This window comes from Sinorhizobium sp. NG07B, assembly GCF_002532005.1.
Classification (GTDB): Bacteria; Pseudomonadota; Alphaproteobacteria; order Rhizobiales; family Rhizobiaceae; genus Sinorhizobium; species Sinorhizobium fredii_C.
Window position 1 is genome coordinate 331,348 of sequence record NZ_NWTD01000004.1, and the last position, 17,743, is coordinate 349,090.

Annotated in this window: 19 protein-coding genes and 1 tRNA gene; 9 read left to right on the top strand and 11 right to left on the bottom strand. The window is 62.6% G+C overall.

Translation table 11 applies throughout. The annotated features are described in order from the left end of the window. Window positions 1–231: 231 nt before the first annotated feature. The 3 genes from CO664_RS16285 (at window position 232) to CO664_RS16295 (ending at window position 4,414) form a co-directional block, all read left to right on the top strand. Complete coding sequence (locus CO664_RS16285) at window positions 232–1,896, top strand: electron transfer flavoprotein-ubiquinone oxidoreductase (RefSeq protein WP_037413621.1); 1,665 nt, start codon at window positions 232–234, stop codon at window positions 1,894–1,896. A 432-nt stretch (window positions 1,897–2,328) separates the two neighbouring features. Further along, window positions 2,329–3,327 carry an ABC transporter substrate-binding protein gene (locus tag CO664_RS16290; RefSeq protein WP_037413624.1) on the top strand — a complete coding sequence of 333 codons (999 nt, stop codon included), beginning with the start codon at window positions 2,329–2,331 and terminating at the stop codon, window positions 3,325–3,327. A 199-nt stretch (window positions 3,328–3,526) separates the two neighbouring features. After that, complete coding sequence (locus CO664_RS16295; protein ID WP_037413626.1) at window positions 3,527–4,414, top strand: proline/glycine betaine ABC transporter permease; 888 nt, start codon at window positions 3,527–3,529, stop codon at window positions 4,412–4,414. A gap of 70 nt (window positions 4,415–4,484) precedes the next feature. Here the strand turns inward: CO664_RS16295 and CO664_RS16300 are convergent, their stop codons facing one another. After that, entirely contained in the window at window positions 4,485–5,387 is a 903-nt protein-coding gene (locus tag CO664_RS16300; RefSeq protein ID WP_097539343.1) for a DMT family transporter, read from the bottom strand. Between the two features lie 140 nt (window positions 5,388–5,527). Between CO664_RS16300 and CO664_RS16305 the strand changes: the two genes are divergently transcribed. Both CO664_RS16305 and CO664_RS16310 read left to right on the top strand, forming a co-directional pair. Beyond that, the gene (locus CO664_RS16305; protein ID WP_097539344.1) at window positions 5,528–5,998 is read left to right on the top strand and encodes an Lrp/AsnC family transcriptional regulator; all 471 of its coding nucleotides are present in this window, start codon (window positions 5,528–5,530) and stop codon (window positions 5,996–5,998) included. A gap of 133 nt (window positions 5,999–6,131) precedes the next feature. Then, window positions 6,132–7,031: a diacylglycerol kinase family protein gene (locus CO664_RS16310; protein ID WP_097539345.1), complete on the top strand. Its 900-nt coding sequence runs from the start codon at window positions 6,132–6,134 to the stop codon at window positions 7,029–7,031. 15 nt (window positions 7,032–7,046) lie between these two features. On the opposite strand, the gene CO664_RS16315 is transcribed toward CO664_RS16310, so the two are convergent. Together CO664_RS16315 and CO664_RS16320 are read right to left on the bottom strand one after the other, a co-directional pair. Beyond that, complete coding sequence (locus CO664_RS16315; protein WP_097539346.1) at window positions 7,047–8,531, bottom strand: glycosyltransferase family 39 protein; 1,485 nt, start codon at window positions 8,529–8,531, stop codon at window positions 7,047–7,049. After that, a complete protein-coding gene (locus tag CO664_RS16320) occupies window positions 8,524–9,543 on the bottom strand; it encodes a glycosyltransferase family 2 protein (RefSeq protein WP_097539347.1) in 1,020 nt (339 codons plus the stop codon). The genes CO664_RS16315 and CO664_RS16320 overlap by 8 nt, the downstream gene beginning before the upstream one ends. A 98-nt stretch (window positions 9,544–9,641) precedes the next feature. On the opposite strand from CO664_RS16320, the gene CO664_RS16325 reads away from it, so the two are divergent. Next, window positions 9,642–10,598 carry a lysylphosphatidylglycerol synthase domain-containing protein gene (locus tag CO664_RS16325; RefSeq protein WP_097539348.1) on the top strand — a complete coding sequence of 319 codons (957 nt, stop codon included), beginning with the start codon at window positions 9,642–9,644 and terminating at the stop codon, window positions 10,596–10,598. Window positions 10,599–10,604: 6 nt separating this feature from the next. On the opposite strand, the gene CO664_RS16330 is transcribed toward CO664_RS16325, so the two are convergent. The 4 genes from CO664_RS16330 to CO664_RS16345 all read right to left on the bottom strand — a co-directional run bounded on the left by CO664_RS16330 (window position 10,605) and on the right by CO664_RS16345 (window position 13,064). Then, window positions 10,605–12,107 carry an AMP nucleosidase gene (locus tag CO664_RS16330; protein WP_097527998.1) on the bottom strand — a complete coding sequence of 501 codons (1,503 nt, stop codon included), beginning with the start codon at window positions 12,105–12,107 and terminating at the stop codon, window positions 10,605–10,607. 158 nt (window positions 12,108–12,265) lie between these two features. Beyond that, window positions 12,266–12,586, bottom strand: coding sequence for a YnfA family protein (locus tag CO664_RS16335; protein WP_097539349.1), 321 nt, complete (start codon window positions 12,584–12,586; stop codon window positions 12,266–12,268). Window positions 12,587–12,704: 118 nt separating this feature from the next. Continuing rightward, window positions 12,705–12,878, bottom strand: a complete 174-nt coding sequence (locus CO664_RS16340; protein WP_037413653.1) for a hypothetical protein — start codon at window positions 12,876–12,878, stop codon at window positions 12,705–12,707. A 12-nt stretch (window positions 12,879–12,890) separates the two neighbouring features. Then, a complete protein-coding gene (locus CO664_RS16345) occupies window positions 12,891–13,064 on the bottom strand; it encodes a hypothetical protein (protein WP_012707384.1) in 174 nt (57 codons plus the stop codon). 174 nt (window positions 13,065–13,238) lie between these two features. Between CO664_RS16345 and CO664_RS16350 the strand changes: the two genes are divergently transcribed. Beyond that, window positions 13,239–13,940 carry a glutathione S-transferase N-terminal domain-containing protein gene (locus CO664_RS16350; RefSeq protein WP_097539350.1) on the top strand — a complete coding sequence of 234 codons (702 nt, stop codon included), beginning with the start codon at window positions 13,239–13,241 and terminating at the stop codon, window positions 13,938–13,940. A gap of 51 nt (window positions 13,941–13,991) precedes the next feature. Here the strand turns inward: CO664_RS16350 and CO664_RS16355 are convergent, their stop codons facing one another. After that, complete coding sequence (locus CO664_RS16355; protein WP_097539351.1) at window positions 13,992–14,333, bottom strand: DUF2147 domain-containing protein; 342 nt, start codon at window positions 14,331–14,333, stop codon at window positions 13,992–13,994. 574 nt (window positions 14,334–14,907) lie between these two features. Here CO664_RS16355 and CO664_RS16360 point away from each other — a divergent pair. Beyond that, window positions 14,908–15,174, top strand: coding sequence for a sel1 repeat family protein (locus CO664_RS16360; protein WP_018239181.1), 267 nt, complete (start codon window positions 14,908–14,910; stop codon window positions 15,172–15,174). A 10-nt stretch (window positions 15,175–15,184) separates the two neighbouring features. Here CO664_RS16360 and CO664_RS16365 read toward each other — a convergent pair whose 3' ends face one another. The 3 genes from CO664_RS16365 to CO664_RS16375 form a co-directional block, all read right to left on the bottom strand. After that, complete coding sequence (locus tag CO664_RS16365) at window positions 15,185–16,306, bottom strand: pyridoxal phosphate-dependent aminotransferase (RefSeq protein ID WP_097539352.1); 1,122 nt, start codon at window positions 16,304–16,306, stop codon at window positions 15,185–15,187. A 113-nt stretch (window positions 16,307–16,419) separates the two neighbouring features. Continuing rightward, entirely contained in the window at window positions 16,420–16,836 is a 417-nt protein-coding gene (locus CO664_RS16370) for a PilZ domain-containing protein (protein WP_037413660.1), read from the bottom strand. Between the two features lie 229 nt (window positions 16,837–17,065). Further along, window positions 17,066–17,419 (bottom strand): hypothetical protein, encoded by a 354-nt coding sequence (locus CO664_RS16375; RefSeq protein ID WP_037413780.1) that lies wholly within the window; start codon window positions 17,417–17,419, stop codon window positions 17,066–17,068. Window positions 17,420–17,636: 217 nt separating this feature from the next. Here CO664_RS16375 and CO664_RS16380 point away from each other — a divergent pair. Continuing rightward, a tRNA-Ser gene (locus CO664_RS16380) sits at window positions 17,637–17,726 on the top strand. Window positions 17,727–17,743: the final 17 nt, after the last annotated feature.

Sequence of the window (17,743 nt, forward strand, 5' to 3'; positions counted from 1 at the left end):
CTCGTTGCACGCGGGAGCTACAAAATCAAGCTGACGGCGGTTATTCATCGGTGGTTGATTTACGTTTACGTCAAAGTAATATAAGGGACTGTGCTAAACTCATGAACTCATGCGCAAATGCAGAGACAGTCTGTCGCATCCCGGCTCGACAAGGTTTGCGGCATTTGTCATGACGGGATGATTTGACTGGGACGGAGCCGGCGGAGAACGGCAAGACTGGAGAACGCGACAATGAACGAGCCACAAGACCTCCCCGAGCGCGAGAGCATGGAATTCGACGTGGTGGTCGTCGGCGCCGGTCCGGCCGGGCTTGCCGCGGCGATCCGGCTGAAGCAGGTCGATCCGGAGCTGTCGGTCGTGGTGCTCGAAAAGGGCGCGGAAGTCGGCGCCCATATCCTTTCCGGCGCCGTCGTCGACCCGATCGGCATCGACCGGCTGTTGCCCGGCTGGCGCGACGAGCCGGACCATCCGTTCAAGACGGAGGTCACGGACGACCAGTTCCTCTTCCTGGGCCCGGCCGGGTCGATCCGCCTGCCCAATTTCCTGATGCCGCCGCTGATGAACAATCACGGCAACTATGTCGTCTCGCTGGGCAATGTCTGTCGCTGGCTGGCGGCGCATGCCGAGGCGCTCGGCGTCGAGATCTATCCGGGCTTTGCCGCAACCGAAGTGCTCTACAACGAAGAGGGCGCGGTGATCGGAGTTGCCACTGGCGACATGGGCATCGGACGCTCCGGCGAGCCGGGGCCGAACTTTGCTCGCGGCATGGCGCTTCTCGGCAAATACACGCTGATCGGCGAGGGGGTGCGGGGCTCGCTCGCCAAGCAGCTGATCGCCAAGTACCGGCTCGACGAGGGCCGCGACGTGCCGAAATTCGGCATTGGCCTGAAGGAGCTCTGGGAGGTGAAGCCGGAGAACCATAAGCCGGGCCTCGTGCAGCACTCCTTCGGCTGGCCGCTCGGCATGAAGACCGGCGGCGGCTCCTTCCTCTATCACCTCGAGGACAACCTCGTCGCCGTCGGCTTCGTCGTGCACCTCAACTACAAGAACCCGTATCTCTACCCCTTCGAGGAGTTCCAGCGCTTCAAGACGCATCCGGCGATCCGCGGCACTTTCGAGGGCGGCAAACGTCTGTCCTACGGCGCCCGTGCGATCACCGAGGGCGGCTACCAGTCGGTGCCGAAGCTCTCCTTCCCCGGCGGCGCGCTGATCGGCTGTTCGGCCGGCTTCGTCAACGTGCCGCGCATCAAGGGCAGCCACAATGCCGTCTTGTCGGGTATCCTCGCGGCCGAGAAGCTGGCGGCGGCGATCGCCGCCGGCCGCGCCAATGACGAGCCGATCGAGATCGAGCGCGGCTGGCGCGACAGCGCCATCGGCCAGGACCTGAAGAAGGTGCGGAACGTCAAGCCGCTGTGGTCGAAATTCGGCACGGCGATCGGCGTCGCGCTCGGCGGTCTCGATATGTGGACGAACACGCTGTTCGGCGTCTCCTTCTTCGGCACCCTGAAGCACGGCAAGACGGACGCACAGAGCCTCGAGCCGGCCGCCAAGCATCAGAAGATCGACTATCCGAAGCCGGATGGGGTCTTGACCTTCGACCGGCTCTCCTCGGTGTTCCTGTCGAACACCAATCACGAGGAGGACCAGCCGATCCACCTGCAGGTCAAGGACCTGGAGCTGCAGAAGCGTTCCGAATACGACGTCTATGCCGGCCCGTCGAGCCGCTACTGTCCGGCCGGCGTCTACGAATGGGTGGAAAAGGACGGCAACCCGACCTTCGTCATCAACGCCCAGAACTGCGTGCACTGCAAGACCTGCGACATCAAGGACCCGAACCAGAACATCAACTGGGTGCCGCCGCAAGGGGGCGAAGGCCCCGTCTACCCCAACATGTAAATGTTGGGAGCCGGGGCCGCACGGAGCCCCGCCCAGTAAAGAGCGGCGAAGGCCCCGTCTACCCCAACATGTAAATGTTGGGAGCCGGGGCCGCACGGGCCTCCGCCTGAAAAATAGCGGCCAAGCCGCATCCGAGAAGCGTTTCTTGGCGTGCCTGGCCGCGCCTTGTGCCTCGGCTCACAGTTGAAATGTCGCCGCTAAGGCCTTCAATTGTATAACTTCATGAAAAAATACCATGAGCGTGATTGCTGACGCAAATGGGCAAGCGTTTCCCCTAGAGACTCGATAGCAATGACATGTACCGTCGATCGGGAGTATTGGATTGATGGCAACGAGACTGGACTGGACGAAGGTCCGATCCACATGCTGTCCGCTGCCGCGGTGAGGCTGGCAGTTCGTCACGGGTGCACCGTCAGAACAGAGGGAAACGAGATGAAGAAACTACTTGCAACGACGTGTCTGGCCGTTGGCCTCCTCGGACTTGGCAGCGCCGCATCGGCGCAGGAATGCGGCGATGTGACGATCGCCAACATGAACTGGCAGAGCGCCGAAGTACTGGCGAACGTGGACAAGTTCATTCTGACGGAAGGTTATGGCTGCAACGCCGAACTGGTTGTTGGCGATACCGTGCCGACGATCACGTCGATGATCGAGAAGGGCGAGCCGGACATCGCTCCGGAAGGCTGGGTCGACCTGCTGCCGGACGTGGTCAACCGCGGTCTGCAGGAAGGCAAGCTCGTCGGTGCGGCGCTCGCGCTTTCTGACGGCGGCGTACAGGGCTGGTGGGTTCCGAAATACATCGTCGACGCCAATCCGGACATCAAGACGATCGATGACGTGCTGAAGCACAAGGAGCTTTTCCCGGATCCGGAAGATCCGAGCAAGGGCGCCGTCTTCAACGGCCCGCAGGGCTGGGGCGGCACTGTCGTGACGACGCAACTCTACAAGGCCTATGGTGCGGAGGCCGCCGGCTTCACGCTCGTCGATCCCGGCTCTGCCGCCGGCCTCGACGGCTCGATCGCCAAGGCCTACGAGCGCAAGCAGGGCTGGGTCGGCTACTACTGGGCCCCGACGGCGCTGCTCGGCAAATACGAGATGGTCAAGCTCGACCATGGCGTGCCGGCTGATCCGGCCGAATGGAAGCGCTGCAACACGGTTGCCGACTGCCCGGACCCGAAGAAGAACGACTGGCCGAAGGACAAGGTCCAGACGCTCGTCACCAAATCCTTCGCTGACCGTGCCGGTCCGGTGATGGATTATCTCAAGACCCGCGCCTGGCAGAACGACACCGTCAACAAGCTGATGGCCTGGATGACGGACAATCAGGCGAGCGGCGAGGAGGGCGCCAAGCATTTCCTCGAAGAAAATCCGGATGTCTGGACCAAGTGGGTCTCGCCGGAAGTCGCCGAGAAGGTCAAGGCGGCCCTCTGATCGACACTCTGGCCAACGAACGGCGCGCATAAAAGGCGCGCCGTTTTTCTTTCCCGCATGCAGGAATTCGTTCACGGCATGTCGGTTTGAGAATAAGATTGCGCAGCGTCAGTGGTTACAGCGCAGTGTGGTTTGAAGGTCGGCGGCTGCCAAGAAAAATAACGACATGCCGCCTGAACGATTGCAAAGGGGAATCGCCATGGAATGGCTGACCAAATTTCCGCATATGAATGACGATAGCCTTCGAGAACTCAAGAAGGTGATCGACGAAGGCTTCCGCACGTTTACGCGTACCTATGGCGAGGCCATCGAGACGTTCTTCGAGCCGTTGCAGTTCTTCCTGATCCAGTCCGAGCGCTTCATGACGCGCACACCCTGGCCGATCATCCTGCTGCTGATTGCGGTGATCGCCTGGTTCGCCAGCCGCAACTGGAAGGTCGTTGCCGGCTGCGTCGGCACCCTGCTGCTGATCGGCTACTTCGACATGTGGGACGACACAATGAAGACGATCTCGATGATCTTCGTCTGTACGGTGCTGTCCATCGCAATCGGCATTCCGCTCGGCATTCTCATGTCGCGCTCCGATCGGGTGCAGAACGTCGTCAATCCGGTGCTCGACGTGATGCAGACGATGCCGAGTTTCGTTTACCTGATCCCCGTGGTGATGCTGCTGGGGATCGGCAAGGTCCCCGGCCTGATCGCCGTCGTCATCTACGCCATTCCGCCGATGATCCGGTTGACCAATCTCGGCATCCGGCTGGTCGACAAGGACGTCCTGGAAGCGGCCGACGCCTTCGGCTCGTCGAGCTGGCAGAAGCTCAAGAACGTGCAGATGCCTCTGGCGCTGCCGACCATCATGGCCGGCATCAACCAGACGATCATGATGGCGCTCGCCATGGTCGTCATCGCGTCCATGATCGGCGTCCAAGGCCTCGGCCAGCCGGTGCTGAAGGCGATCGCGAATCAGTACTTCACCCTCGGCATCTTCAATGGCCTTGCCATCGTCGGCATCGCCATCATCTTCGACCGCGTCAGCCAGGCCTATGGCCGCCGCCTGCAGCGGCACCGTGAAATCGTCCACGGCTGACACTGGACTGTTATTGCGGAAAAGAACAGCGGCCCGGGACTCATCGTCCCGGGCCGCTTGCTTGTTCCGGCTATTCGTGCCTGGCGGAGAGGATACCGGTCGAGAGCGCGACGCCCGTGGCGGTGACGACCGCGGCGGCAATCTCGAAGGGACCGATCGCCTCCTGAAGCAGCAAGCCGCCGCCGATCATTGCGAGCACCGGCGTCAGGGCCGTGAAGGCCGCCGCCTGCGTGCCGCCGAGGCGCCGCACGGCGAGGCCGTAGGCAAGCGTGGCGATGAGACCTGAAAGAACCCCTTGGCTGATCACCTGCAGGCCGATCTCCTGCGCCGGCACGGTCGCGAGCGTGCTGCCAAAGACGAGCGCCAGAGCGAGATGGATGAGGAACGACCAGACGGCGATCAGCGCGCCGCCTTGGAGGGGACTCAGACCCGACCGCCGGAAGGCGTGCGTATAGGTCGCCCAGAGCGCCGCGGCGGCAGGCAGCAGCAGGCACCCGGTCCAGCTGTCTGAGGCGCCGAGGCTGCGGGTTAGCAGGATCGCCATGCCGAGGATGATCGCCGCAAAGCCGAGGATGCGCATGCGATCCGGCCGCTCCCGAAACAGCGTCACGCCGATGATTGCCGTCGCGAGCGGCATCGAACCGCCGAGCAGCACGCCGACCGAGGCCGCCGGCGTCGCGTGGATGGCGAAGGCCGCCACTTGGAAGAACAGGGCCCCCGATCCGGCGACCATCAGCGCCAGAAGCGCCGGCGACAGGCCTTTCGGCACGAGACCCGTCTTCAGCCAGACCGGTGCCAGGACGAGCGCCGGTATCCCATAACGGATGAGGCCGAGGTCGATGGTACCGAGGCTGGTTGCGGCGGTGTGCCGCGTGGCGAGGATCCAGCCCGCCCAGATCAACACCGTGACGAAGGCACCGGCATAGCCGGATACGGGCGAGTCGGAACCGCGATCGAGTGTCAGCGCAACCATGGTCTTGTTCCTCCAGGGGCGAGGTGTTTTGGATGTGTGAACCCTAGCGCCGACACGTGGGGCATGTCCTTGCTATCTCTGCCTGTTTGGTGGTAAGTTCAGCAATATTCTGCCAATATGATGATTGAAACAGTCTTGCTATGCCAAAAATCGATAAATTCGACATCGCCATCCTCAAGGTCCTGCAGGAGGATGCTCGTGCCACCAATGTCGAGATCGCCGAGCGCATCAACCTTTCGCCGTCCCCCTGCCTGCGGCGCATCCGCAATCTGGAGAAATCGGGCGTGCTGCGCGGCTATCGTGCCGATATCGACCGCAAGGAGGTGGGCCTGGGGCTGACGGTCTTTGTCGAGATCAAAGTCGGCCAGCACAGCCAGGAAAATGCGCGGCGGCAGCAGGAGGCGCTGCTCGCCATACCGGAGGTGGTTTCCTGCTTCCTGATCTCGGGCAACGCGGATTTCCTCGCCGAGGTGGTGGTGGAGGACCTGTCGGCCTATGAGAGGCTTCTCACCGAAACCTTGCTGACCCTGCCTGGGGTGACGGACATCCGTTCGAACTTCGCCATCCGGACGATCAAGACCGGCGGTCCCCTGAAGCTGCCGGCCTTGTGAGGGCGGCCGCACCGAACGCTGTCGCTCGCGGCGACCTTCCGCGAAACTCTTTGTCGGCCGGCTCTGGAATCCCCCGCTGCCGCCCTTATCTCAGAAGCAGAAGGGCGCGCATGGATGAAAGAGAGGCCAGTCGTTGAAAGTTAAAGCCATCTTCAATCGAGATGGGGGGACTTTCCGCACCACGGATATGGAGAGCTATGGCAAGCGCGTCGAGGAGATCTTTCGCGCCGCCGGGCATGACATGGAAATTGCCGTGGTGGCCGCAAGCGGTATCCTGCAGGCGTTGGAGACGGCCTGCCGCCGCGATGACTTGGACGCGATCGTCGCGGGCGGCGGCGACGGCACGATTTCGGCTGCAGCCGGGGTGGCCTGGCGCTCCGGCATGCCGCTCGGTGTCATCCCGGCGGGAACGATGAACCTGTTTGCCCGCTCCCTGAAGCTGCCGCTCGATATCTGGAAGGTTCCCGAGGTCCTCGCCAATGGAAGGATCATCGATGGCGACATCGGTAGCGCCGACGGCCGGGCTTTCGTGCATCAATTTTCGATGGGACTGCACGCCCGCATGGTGCGCTATCGGGAGTCCTACAAGTTTGCCTCGCGCCTCGGCAAGATCGGCGCCAGCGTGCGCGCTGCCATAGGCGTGATCTTCAATCCGCCGGATTTCGAGATCGAATTCGATGCCGACGGCCACCGCGAGCTTCGGCACGTGTCGGCCATTTCGGTCTCGAACAACCATTTCGGACACGCGACGCTGATGTATGCGGACGATGTGACGGCAGGGCACCTCGGCTTCTACACGGCTCCGCCGCTGAGTCCTGCGGGCGTCGCAAAGCTCGCCTTCGACATCCTGCGCGGGCGATTCCGGGCAAGTCCGTTGATCACCGAAATGAGCGCATTGGCGGTCGATCTGCATTTTCCGAAGGTTGATCGCAAGATCAACTGCGTCATCGACGGCGAGCTCCTGCCGATCCGGCGGCGCGATGTCGCCCTGCGCGTCCACCCCGGCGAATTGAAGCTCCTCGTGGGCGCGTAAAAGGGCACCGGTGACCTACTCGCCCACCCAGATATAGCTAAACCGATAGCGATCCGGTCCGGTGGCGTAGATGTAAGGCAATTCGAGTTTGCGCGGCGTTTGAGCCGATACGGCCACTTCCGATGCCTCGAGAGCCGCGCTCAGCGTGGCGGGAAGCGGCGCCTGATTCTTCTCGTCGCGCCACACCACCAGCAGCGGTCGCCTCGTCCCGTCCGGCGGCGGGAAGTCCGAAAGATGGGGGATCGCCACCGTCACGTCGGTAAGCCGCGTGCGGATATTGCCGGCCACCTGCTTGTCGTTGGTCAGCACCAGCGCTGGCGGCCGCCCTTCTGCCTCGACGACCCCGTCCACCAAAGCGGCATAGGGGATGTTCAATTTCGAGTAGTCGCCGAACCATGGGCGTACCACGGCCCGCGCCGACACAATCAAGAGTGTCACCAGCGCGATGCAGGCAACCAACGGCACGAAGCGCCGGAAGCCCGGCGCCGGATCGATCTCTGCCGCCTCGATCTTGAGGCAGAGATAGAGCGGCAGCAGGACCAGAAAGAGCACTAGCCATTTTTCGCGGACATGGGTCGCAGCGACACCGAGAACGACAAGCAGGACGGCAAGGAGACAGAGCGCGATCATGCGCCCGACGAGGCGGGTCCATTGGCTTTCCGCCTGCCAGATGGCCCGGATTTTTCGCCGGAAGGCGAGGCCAAAGACCAGCAAGGGCACCAGGCCGCCGCCAATTATTGCCGAGGCAAGGGCAAAGACGCCATGGAACGCCTGCATAAGGCGGCCCTCCGCCTCGCGCTCCTTCATTTCATTCAACGTGCCCGACGAGGCGGCATCGAGATTTTGCAGCACCCACACGCCGTGGGGCAGCGCGATGACGCCGGCAATGGCGATCGCCCCGAGGATACGCCAATCGAAAATGCGCTTGCGCAATTCCGGTTCGGGCAGCGCGGCAAGGATTGCCGCGACCGGCACGATGACGAAGTTGTACTTGGAAATCACGCCGATGCCGACGGCAATGCCGGTCAGCAGATAGGAAAAAAGGCTCGGACGCGTCAGCGTCCGCAGGAAGCCGTAGAGGAACAGCGATACGGCAAAAAGCGCGGCGACCGTATGGGAGAGGTCCCGCTGTGCGAGCAGGAAGACCGGCGGCAGGCTCAGGACGCCGAGCATGGCGATCGCCGAGAGGCGCCGGTCCTTGAGGACAAGCTGCGCCGCGAGGCCGTAGAAAAGGCAGCAGAGGAACAGAAGCCCGTTCTTGAGAATGGTCATCGTCGCGAGCGACGTGCCGATCAGTTGCGCCAGCCCGTATTGCAGCCAGTTGTAGAAGGGTGGTTGCGGCCCATATCCGAGCTGCAGGAATTGCGACAAAAAGGCCTGTTCGGCCTCATCGATCTCGAGCGAGGGCGAGGCGGCAAGGCGCAGCACGACGCACAGCAGGAAATAGCCGGCCAGTGTAATTAAGACCAGGTTCGGCCGCCGGTCGAGGATGTCATGCATGCGGCTGTTCCTGCCCGAAGACCTGACGGACGATATAGCTCGCCGTATCGTCGTCGCGGAAATAGGCGCGCGCCATCATTTCCGCGAGAATGCCGGTGGTGATCAGCTGCACCGAGGACAGGAACAGCATGACGCCGACGATCAGCATCGGGCGTGTGCCGATATCGTTGCCGAAGATGAACTTGTCAATCGCGAGATAGAGCAGGATGAGGGCGCTCAGGCTGCCGGTCGCAAGTCCGATCGAGCCGAAGAAGTGGCCGGGACGCGCCTTGTAGCGCATGAAGAACAGCACCGCGAGCAGGTCGAGGATCACACGGAAGGTGCGCGAGATACCGTATTTCGACGAACCGAAGTGACGGGCGTGGTGCGTCACTGGCATCTCGCCGATCCGGCTGCTCGGCACGACGCCCGCGACCCAGGCCGGAATGAAGCGGTGCATTTCGCCCATGAGCTTCACCTGCTTGATGATCGCGCTGCGATAGACCTTGAGGCTGCAGCCGTAATCGTGAAGCTTCACGCCGGTGATCTTGCCGATCAGGAAGTTGGCGCACCAGGAGGGGATCTTTCTGAGCAGGAGGCCGTCCCGACGGTTTTGCCGCCATCCGACCAGGAGATCGAGTTCGCGCTCCTCGATGGCGGCGACCATCTGAGGAATATCCTTCGGGTCGTTCTGAAGGTCGCCGTCGAGCGTCGCGATCAGCCGCCCGGCCGCGGCATCGATCCCGGCCTGCATGGCGGCCGTCTGGCCGAAATTCCTCTGGAGCTCGATGATCTTCAGTTTCAGGTCCGGACGCAGCAGCTCCTTGCGGGCATTCGGCAGGGTCCGGTCCGTGCTGCCGTCGTCGACCAGGATCAATTCCCAGGATCGGTCGAAACCGGCCATGACCTCGTGGATACGGTTGACGAGCGGCGCGACGCTGTCCTCCTCATTGAACACCGGCACCACTATGGAAAGCTCGATCGGCTCCATCGCGCCCGTCATTGCCGTCAGCGGTTCTTGCATGTGGGTCAAGGCAGGTCTCTCCGGTGTGCCGTCGCAGGTTTTCTTGCACAGTTAACGATGATAACCAACGCTGAATTGCGTGGCTTTCTACAGGAAAACGGTACCTCATGAATTCGGACTGGCAGTTGAGCCGGCGCTCGTGGCTCGCGCGCAACCGCATGGCACTGATTTCCGTGGCGGCCATAGCGGCTTATGCCGTCTTCGTCGAGTGGGTCTGGGGGTGGTTGGTCCTGCTGCGGCAATGGGCCGAGATCGGTTTGTCGTCCGTGCTCGCCGCGCTCGGTCTTCTCATCGCGACCTATTTCGTTCGCTGCTACCGCATCTACGACTATTTTCCGGAGCAGACCGCCGGCCGTTTCCTGCTGCTCTTTCGCGTGACGCAGGTCCACAATCTGCTCAATATCATGCTGCCCTTCAGAGCCGGCGAGACGAGCTTTCCGCTACTCATGCGCGCCGAATTCGGCGTTCCGCTGCTGCGCGGAACATCGGCGCTGGTCGTCATGCGCCTCTTGGATCTGCACGCGCTGCTCACAGTCGCTGCGGTGGGCCTGGTCATCGGCCGCAGCAATCAGATGGTCGCATGGCTGCTTTGGACGATGGCCTTGCTCTCGCCGCTCGCGGTCTTCCTGCTCAAGGCCCGGATTTTTCGCTGGGTGCGCCGCGTGTCGCCGGCGCGGTTCTTGCACCATGTCGATGAGATAGAGGCGGGGCTGCCGGGGCATTTCCCGGCATTTCTCCGCGCCTCGGCAATGACCATGCTGAACTGGGGGATAAAAGTCGCGGTGCTCGCCTGGGTGCTGGCGATCATGGGCGTGGCACCGCTTGCCGCCTCTTTCGGCGGGGCGCTTGGGGGAGAACTCTCTTCCGTTCTTCCCGTGCACGCGCCCGCCGGCGTCGGCACCTATGCGGCGGCGATCGTGGCCGGCGCCGTCTCCTTCGGCGCGGCCGGCGGCAAGGCCGCGCTCGAGCTTTTAGGGCGCGCCAGCATCAATGCGCACCTGCTCATCATCGTCTCGGCCGTCGCCGGCACGCTGCTGTCGCTCGTGCTGCGGCCGAAAAGTTGACGCCTTCTACTGGAAGGACGTCTCGTAGAAGCTTCTGAGCTTGCGCGAATGGAGTTTCTCCGGCGGCATGGCGGCGAGCTTCTGCAGCGCCAGGATGCCGATCTTCAGGTGCTGGCTCACCTGCGTGCGGTAGAAGGCCGTCGCCATGCCGGGCAGCTTCAATTCGCCGTGCAGCGGCTTGTCGGAGACGCAGAGCAGCGTTCCATAGGGCACGCGGAAGCGGAAGCCGTTGGCGGCGATCGTCGCCGATTCCATGTCGAGGGCGATGGCGCGGGCCTGCGACAGGCGTTTGACCGGGCCGCGCTGGTCGCGCAGTTCCCAGTTGCGGTTGTCGATCGTCGCGACCGTACCGGTACGCATGATCCGCTTGAGATCGTAGCCCTGGTAACCGGTGACTTCCGCCACCGCGTCCTGCAAGGCGACCTGCACCTCGGCCAGTGCCGGGAGCGGGATCCACACCGGCAGATCGTCGTCGAGCACGTGATCCTCGCGCATATAGGCATGCGCCAGAACGTAGTCGCCGAGCCGCTGACTGTTGCGAAGCCCGGCGCAATGGCCGAGCATCAGCCAGACATGCGGCCGCAAGACCGCGATGTGGTCGGTGATCGTCTTGGCATTCGAGGGGCCGACGCCGATATTGACCATGGTGATGCCGCCATGGCCCTTTTTCTTCAGGTGATAGGCCGGCATCTGCGGCAGCCGGGCGAGCGTGTAGTCGGTCTCAGGTTTGTCGGCGCCCGCGGGCGTGATGATGTTGCCTGGCTCTACGAAGGCCGTGTAGCCGTTGCCGCCTTCGGCCATCTGCTGGCGTGCCCAGGCACAGAACTCGTCGACATAGAACTGGTAGTTGGTGAAGAGCACGAAGTTCTGGAAGTGCGTGGCGCTGGTTGCCGTGTAGTGGCTGAGGCGGGCGAGCGAATAATCGATGCGCTGCGCCGTGAATGGCGCAAGCGGCGAGGGTTCTCCTGGCCCGGGCTCATAAGAGCCGTTGGCGATCTCGTCGTCCGTCGTCGTCAGGTCGGGCGCATCGAAGAGGTCGCGCAACGGAATGTCGATCGTGTCGGCCGCCGACGCCTCGACATGGGCATTCTCGCCGAAGGCGAAGTGGAGGGGAATCGGTGTCGACGACTCCGACACGGTGACGCCGACACCGTGATTGCGCATGAGGTGACCGAACTGCTCCTTCAGATAGTGGCGGAAGAGCCGCGGCCGCGTAATCGTCGTGGTGTAGACGCCGGGCGCGCTGACATAGCCGAAGGAGAGCCGGGAATCGACGTGGCCGAAGCTGCTCGTCTCGATGCTCACCTGTGGATAGCAGGCGCGGAAGCGCGTAAGCGGCCGGCCGTTCTTGCCCAGCCCCTCGAAGGCTTCGCACAGGAACCGGGTATTGCGCTCGTAGAGGGCCTGCAGGCAATCGACGGCCGCGGCCGGATCATCGAAGGTCTGCGGCTCGAAGGCTTCTGGGGTGGCGACGGAGAGAATGGGGGTTGAAGAGATTCGTGTATCCATGGCGCATTATAGGCTGGGGTATCTAACAAGCAAACGACAAGATACGCGGGCCGGCGCGTGGCCGTCTCGTTCAAACGTATTCACGCGGCGCGTTTTAGGTCTTTGTTTTTGTGCATGTCGCCATCGCAAAAGCGCTGCACACTTTTGGGCCACATGCATTAGCGCGGGCCGACGAGAGTGATCGTCGCCCCGACAAGCGCCACGGCCATGCCGGTCAAGTCCCAGCGGTCGGGCCGCACGCCCTCCGCGAGCCAGAGCCAGACCAGCGAAGCGGCAATGTAGACGCCGCCATAGGCGGCATAGGCGCGCCCGGCCGCCGGCACGTCGATCATCGTCAGGAGCCAGGCAAAGAGCGCCAGAGACCCCATCCCTGGAACGAGCCACCAAAAGGACTTGTCAAGCCGGAGCCATGCCCAGAAGGCAAAGCAGCCGGCGATTTCGGCGAGCGCGGCGAGCGAATAGAGGGCGAATGCGGGCATCGGATCTGGCCTTTCAGCCGCGAAAGGAGCGAAAAGTCAGAGCATGTGCAAGAGGGAAATTCGTTCCGCGCCACTACCTTGGGAGCAGGGTAGATTGCGCCACCTCCGCGATGGAGGATCAGCTCATTGCCTGGCGTTGCAGCGTAACGAAGAGGACGAGACCGGCGCCGTGCTTGCCGATGCCGGCGCCGGTGGCCTTGCTGTAGGCGACCGCTCCGATCGGCGCCATCAGCAGGCCCGTGAGCAGCAGGAGCCGGAGCGAGAGGATGGCGGAGGAGACGAGGGCGGCCATTTGAGCATTCCTCTACAGCTTGGCTTGGCAATACTGCGCCGTATGCGCGGTGCAATCGGTCAGCGAGCCGATATAGGTGTTTTGGCGGCGACGCTCCGTGTCGGCGCCGACAGCGGCGGCGAGCGACATGGCGAAGACGACCATCAGCAGGCTGATGATGGTGAGGCGGCGAGCGAGAATATCCATTGTTCCGTCCGTGGGCTGGAGCGCGTTCAAATCGATTGAGCGTTTTTTCGCACAACCAAACTGAATTCTTGCTGAGGTAGCCGTTCATCTGCCGTTCATCTTGGACGGTGCGCCTCTTGCCAGCGCCGGAGTGCGTTCCTACGTCTGTGTGCCCACAACCTGAGGAGACCGCCTATGACCGCTCCCATCGAGCTCTATTACTGGCCGACGCCGAACGGCTGGAAAATCACCATCATGCTGGAGGAGCTCGGCGTTCCCTACGTGGTCAAGTACATCAATATCGGGCAGGGTGATCAGTTCGCGCCGGATTTCCTGAGGATCTCGCCAAACAACCGCATGCCGGCCATCATCGACCCGGACGGACCGGGCGGCGAGCCCATCTCCCTCTTTGAATCGGGTGCGATCCTGCAATATCTCGGCCGAAAATTCGGGAAGTTCTACCCGACAGACGAGCGCGCCCGTGCCGAGGTCGAGCAATGGCTCTTCTGGCAGGTCGGCGGCCTGGGCCCCATGGCAGGCCAGGCGCATCATTTCCGGCAATATGCGCCGGAAAGAATCCAATACGGCATCGATCGCTACACCAATGAGGTGAACCGCCTCTATGGCGTCATGAACAAGCGGCTGGCCGATCGGCCGTTCCTCGCCGGCGACTATTCGATCGCCGACATGGCCGCGGCCGGCTGGGTGATCCCGCACGAGAACCAGGGCCAGGATCTCAACGATTTTCCGCATCTGAAGCGTTGGTTCGACGCGCTGCTGGCACGGCCCGCTGTTCGCAAAGCGATCGAGGTCGGCAAGGAGGAGCGGGCCCGTCAGAAGAGCCTTGCCGAGGACAAGGAAGCGCAGAAGATCCTGTTCGGGCAGCGCGCCCGCTGATTCGAGGCGAGGGCGGCCATAGTGGGTCGCCCTCGCGGAATTCGGAAAGAGCTAAAGCCGCGTCCAGGTCTGCGACTTGCACAGCACCTTCAGCACGCAGCCCTTCATCTTCAGCGAATTGCCGTCGACCGAGCCCGAGCCGCTATAGGTCTTGTCGCTTTCCGGATCGGTGATCTCGCCGCTGTAGCTGCCGCCCGTCCCGGCGAGATTGCCGATGCGCTTGCCGGCGTGCTTGCCCGTCTTCAGCGTGACGCAGAAGGCGCCGCCGCAGGGGGCTATCTCCGCCGTGGCTCCGCTCGCCGTCTTCCAGTTGCCGACGATCGGCTCGGCGGCATGAGCCGCTCCCATCGCTCCGAAGACGAGTGCCGCGCTGACGAGCAAAGTACGAATCATTCAATGTCCTCCCTTGGAGACGGTCGGTTGCCGGCCGCGATCTGGATGCCTCGCATCGGCGGCCTCCTCGCCGTCCGAGCGCTGCACGATAGCTTACGCGTACGTAAAGGTAAATACGGGCCGCGACGCGAAAAAGTAGGCGCGGCAGGACCCTCACGTGAGTCGCGGAATTTCGGCCCCCGATGGTCCGGCAGGTGCTTTGTTGGTTAGCGATCGGTTGAAATCGGAGTTTGAATTTTCCGTTAGTTTTGAACCGGATTGCCGGCGCTGCAGGCGCTGCGATGTTTAACGAAAAGCCAAGTTTACCAAGTATTTGAACTTTGTTTCCGTCAAATTAAGCATGCATTTTAAGCGCCCATTGAAGGCTGCGGGGCATACTCCAGCCCATAGGACGAGCGGTGAAGACGCACCGCCAAATCAGCCGGAGCCGACGCCGCACAAGACGGCGCGACATCGGAAAGCCCGCCAAGAGGCAAGACTGAAACAGGGACAAAAAGAACAGCAACTGAAGCCCGGCGCGCCCGAAGGGGCGTGCCGCTTCGGCTGAACCAACAAGAACGACAGGGACAAGCAAATGGCACGCTTTGACTTCGAGATCACGTCGGATGCGGCAATGGGCGGCGAAAACCGGGCCGACATTCTTTGCGAAATGGGTCTTGCCTACGCGACCGGCCGCGGCCGGCCGGTGGACCTCGTGGCCGCCCATAAGTGGCTGAACATCGCCGCCATCAAGGGCTCGGACCGCGCCGCCGACCTTCGCGCCGATCTCGCCGCGACGATGAGCAAGACCGATCTTGCCGCGGCCCTGCGCGCCGCCCGCGAATGGATGACGGTGCATTGACAGCTCCAGTCTAGCCCTCGGCCAGGCTCTTGAGCACGAGCGGCAGGGCGGCCTCGAGAAAGTCCATCTCGGCATCGGGGCCGGTGCTGATCCGGACGCAGCGATTGAGCGGCGCGACGCCCGGCATGCGGATGAAAATGCCGTGATCGCCCATCAGCCGGTCGACGATCGCCCGGGCATAGGTTGCATCCCGTCCGCAATCGATGGCGACGAAATTCGTCGCCGACGCCAACGGCCGCAGCCCGTTGTCACACGCAATGCCGGCGATCCGGTCGCGCGATGCTGCGATCCGCTGCGTCACTTCATTGAGATATTGCTGGTCGGCGAGGGCGGCGAGCGCCGCAGCCACGCCGATTCGATTCATCCCGAAATGGTTGCGGATCTTGTCGAAGGCCTGAGCGCTGCCCGGCGTCGTCAGCGAATAGCCGACCCGCGCGCCGGCGAGGCCATAGGCCTTGGAGAAGGTGCGGGTGCGGATGACGTTCGGCCGCTCGATCAGGCTCTCGATCGACGGCAGAGCTTCGGCCGGCGCCGTTTCGCAATAGGCTTCGTCTAGGATCAGCAGCGTCGTTTCGGGCAGGGCGGTCGCAAACTCGACGACGCGCTCGGCCGGCCACCAACTCCCCATCGGATTGTCGGGATTGGCAAGATAGACGAGCGGTGCCGCCTCGCGCTTGACCGCGGAGAGCAGGCCGCCGAGGTCTTCGCGATTATCGACGTAAGGCACGGTGACGAGCCGGCCGCCATGCCCTGCCACATGGTAGTTGAAGGTCGGATAGCCGCCGAACGAAGTGACCACCGGCGTTCCCTGCTCGACGACGAGGCGGACGATCTGCCCGAGCAGGCCGTCGATCCCCTCTCCGACGGCGATATGGGCAGGCGAGATGCCGAGATGCGCCGCGAGTGCGTGCCTCAGCTCGTAATTTTCGGGGTCTGCGTATTTCCAGGTTTCGCCGGCGGCCCGCTGGATCGCGAGCAAGACGGAATCGGCCGGCCCGAAGCCGCTCTCGTTTGCGCCGATGCGGGCGGCAATCCCGCGGCCGCGCTGCCGCTCGATCGCTTCCGGACCGACGAAGGGAACCGTGGCCGGCAGGGATTGGATGAGCGGCGTGAAACGCGAGAATGCAGACATCTTGACAACTGAGCTCCGTTCGAAAAGCGCCGCGGAACTTATCGCATTGGAACGGCAAGCGGAATGCGCAAAAGAGAAGGCGTCAGGTTTCGTTATTTCCCCGGCACCGCCATCTATCGTCCCCCAACCGCGAAATATCCGACTGCGGGCGCGGGAGGTGCGGATTTAACCTTGCCGGTCTGGCCGGTGAAAAATTCGTGGCGCACGATTTGGTGGAGGAATGCTTCGTCGATGGGCTTGATGAACTGCACCCCGATGCGGTTGTCCCGCCGGTGAACCTCGGCGCAGCCGATCCGGACATTCGTTCCCACGATGTGGAGATAGTAGTGCGCAGGCAGGCCGATGGTCGTGCTGACGGAGAAACTCGCTCCACCGCGCGAGATGTCGGTCATCTTGCAGGCGCGGATCGACACGCCGCCAAGCGCCGGCCGCACCGACATCAGCGTTGCGGCATGTCCGATCGCGAAGCGTTCGTAACGCCGCTCGTAAAGCAGCGATGGAACAAGCGAATACATGGTCGACTGCAGCATGCGTCGTGCTCCGATGATCGCGCCGCTCGCGATGCCGTCGTGCGGGTGTTCGCCGATCGGTCAACGGAGCTTTGCCAGATCCCGGCAAGTCATTTGCCGGCGCCCTTGAGGCGGCGGACGCCTGCAGGGTCGACGGTCATTTTCCGCCAGCAATCTTGCAATCGATTGAAGATATTCAATAGAAATCTAATGATAGCACGGGGACAAGCGGGGGGAGTGCCGCCCGCACTCACAATCCGCTTGAGAACTGGAGACGAATCAGCGTGCTCAGGAACTCCTGTGCGAGCAGCATGTTGAAGCGTACGCCGAGTTCCGTCCCGCTGCGATGCACCTCGGCACAGCCGATCTCCTCCTTGAAGCCGTCGATCTCCAGAAAGAAGTGTTTTGGTAGTGGAATAGCGGCGTTGAAGTCGAGCATGGCGCCGCCGATCGAAATGTGCCGCAGCAGCGCCTGATATTTGGTCTTCGCCTTCAACTGACTGCCGATGACGAGAATGCGGCAGGGGCGCTCGATATGATAATGCGGATAGGCAACGGCCGATTGGCCGGGCTTTCCGTGAGCGAGATGGATGATCATCGACATGGCGTGATCCGGGGAATAGCTGTCTTGTCCGGTGCAGAACCCGATAGCACGGACCATTCTGTCGCGGCGACGTCACACTCACTGATCCGACTTGCTTCAGCCTTGCCGCCACGCGATCAACAGCGCCCGCTCGACCACGACGAAAATGGCGGGAATTCCTGAAATTCGACAAAAAAATCTTGCATTGAAGCCGCGCTGCCACTAGTCAGGCGCTAACGGAGAGGTGGCCGAGTGGTCGAAGGCGCTCCCCTGCTAAGGGAGTATACCGGAAACGGTATCGAGGGTTCGAATCCCTTCTTCTCCGCCATAATCCAACAAAGCCCT

Excerpts from the sequence above, each read along its gene's own strand:
- CO664_RS16285 (WP_037413621.1), top strand. The coding sequence starts at position 232 with ATGAACGAGCCACAAGACCTCCCCGAGCGCGAGAGCATGGAATTCGAC.
- CO664_RS16290 (WP_037413624.1), top strand. The coding sequence starts at position 2,329 with ATGAAGAAACTACTTGCAACGACGTGTCTGGCCGTTGGCCTCCTCGGA.
- CO664_RS16295 (WP_037413626.1), top strand. The coding sequence starts at position 3,527 with ATGGAATGGCTGACCAAATTTCCGCATATGAATGACGATAGCCTTCGA.
- CO664_RS16300 (WP_097539343.1), bottom strand. The coding sequence starts at position 5,387 with ATGGTTGCGCTGACACTCGATCGCGGTTCCGACTCGCCCGTATCCGGC.
- CO664_RS16305 (WP_097539344.1), top strand. The coding sequence starts at position 5,528 with ATGCCAAAAATCGATAAATTCGACATCGCCATCCTCAAGGTCCTGCAG.
- CO664_RS16315 (WP_097539346.1), bottom strand. The coding sequence starts at position 8,531 with ATGCATGACATCCTCGACCGGCGGCCGAACCTGGTCTTAATTACACTG.
- CO664_RS16325 (WP_097539348.1), top strand. The coding sequence starts at position 9,642 with ATGAATTCGGACTGGCAGTTGAGCCGGCGCTCGTGGCTCGCGCGCAAC.
- CO664_RS16330 (WP_097527998.1), bottom strand. The coding sequence starts at position 12,107 with ATGGATACACGAATCTCTTCAACCCCCATTCTCTCCGTCGCCACCCCA.
- CO664_RS16335 (WP_097539349.1), bottom strand. The coding sequence starts at position 12,586 with ATGCCCGCATTCGCCCTCTATTCGCTCGCCGCGCTCGCCGAAATCGCC.
- CO664_RS16340 (WP_037413653.1), bottom strand. The coding sequence starts at position 12,878 with ATGGCCGCCCTCGTCTCCTCCGCCATCCTCTCGCTCCGGCTCCTGCTG.
- CO664_RS16345 (WP_012707384.1), bottom strand. The coding sequence starts at position 13,064 with ATGGATATTCTCGCTCGCCGCCTCACCATCATCAGCCTGCTGATGGTC.
- CO664_RS16350 (WP_097539350.1), top strand. The coding sequence starts at position 13,239 with ATGACCGCTCCCATCGAGCTCTATTACTGGCCGACGCCGAACGGCTGG.
- CO664_RS16355 (WP_097539351.1), bottom strand. The coding sequence starts at position 14,333 with ATGATTCGTACTTTGCTCGTCAGCGCGGCACTCGTCTTCGGAGCGATG.
- CO664_RS16360 (WP_018239181.1), top strand. The coding sequence starts at position 14,908 with ATGGCACGCTTTGACTTCGAGATCACGTCGGATGCGGCAATGGGCGGC.
- CO664_RS16365 (WP_097539352.1), bottom strand. The coding sequence starts at position 16,306 with ATGTCTGCATTCTCGCGTTTCACGCCGCTCATCCAATCCCTGCCGGCC.
- CO664_RS16370 (WP_037413660.1), bottom strand. The coding sequence starts at position 16,836 with ATGCTGCAGTCGACCATGTATTCGCTTGTTCCATCGCTGCTTTACGAG.
- CO664_RS16375 (WP_037413780.1), bottom strand. The coding sequence starts at position 17,419 with ATGTCGATGATCATCCATCTCGCTCACGGAAAGCCCGGCCAATCGGCC.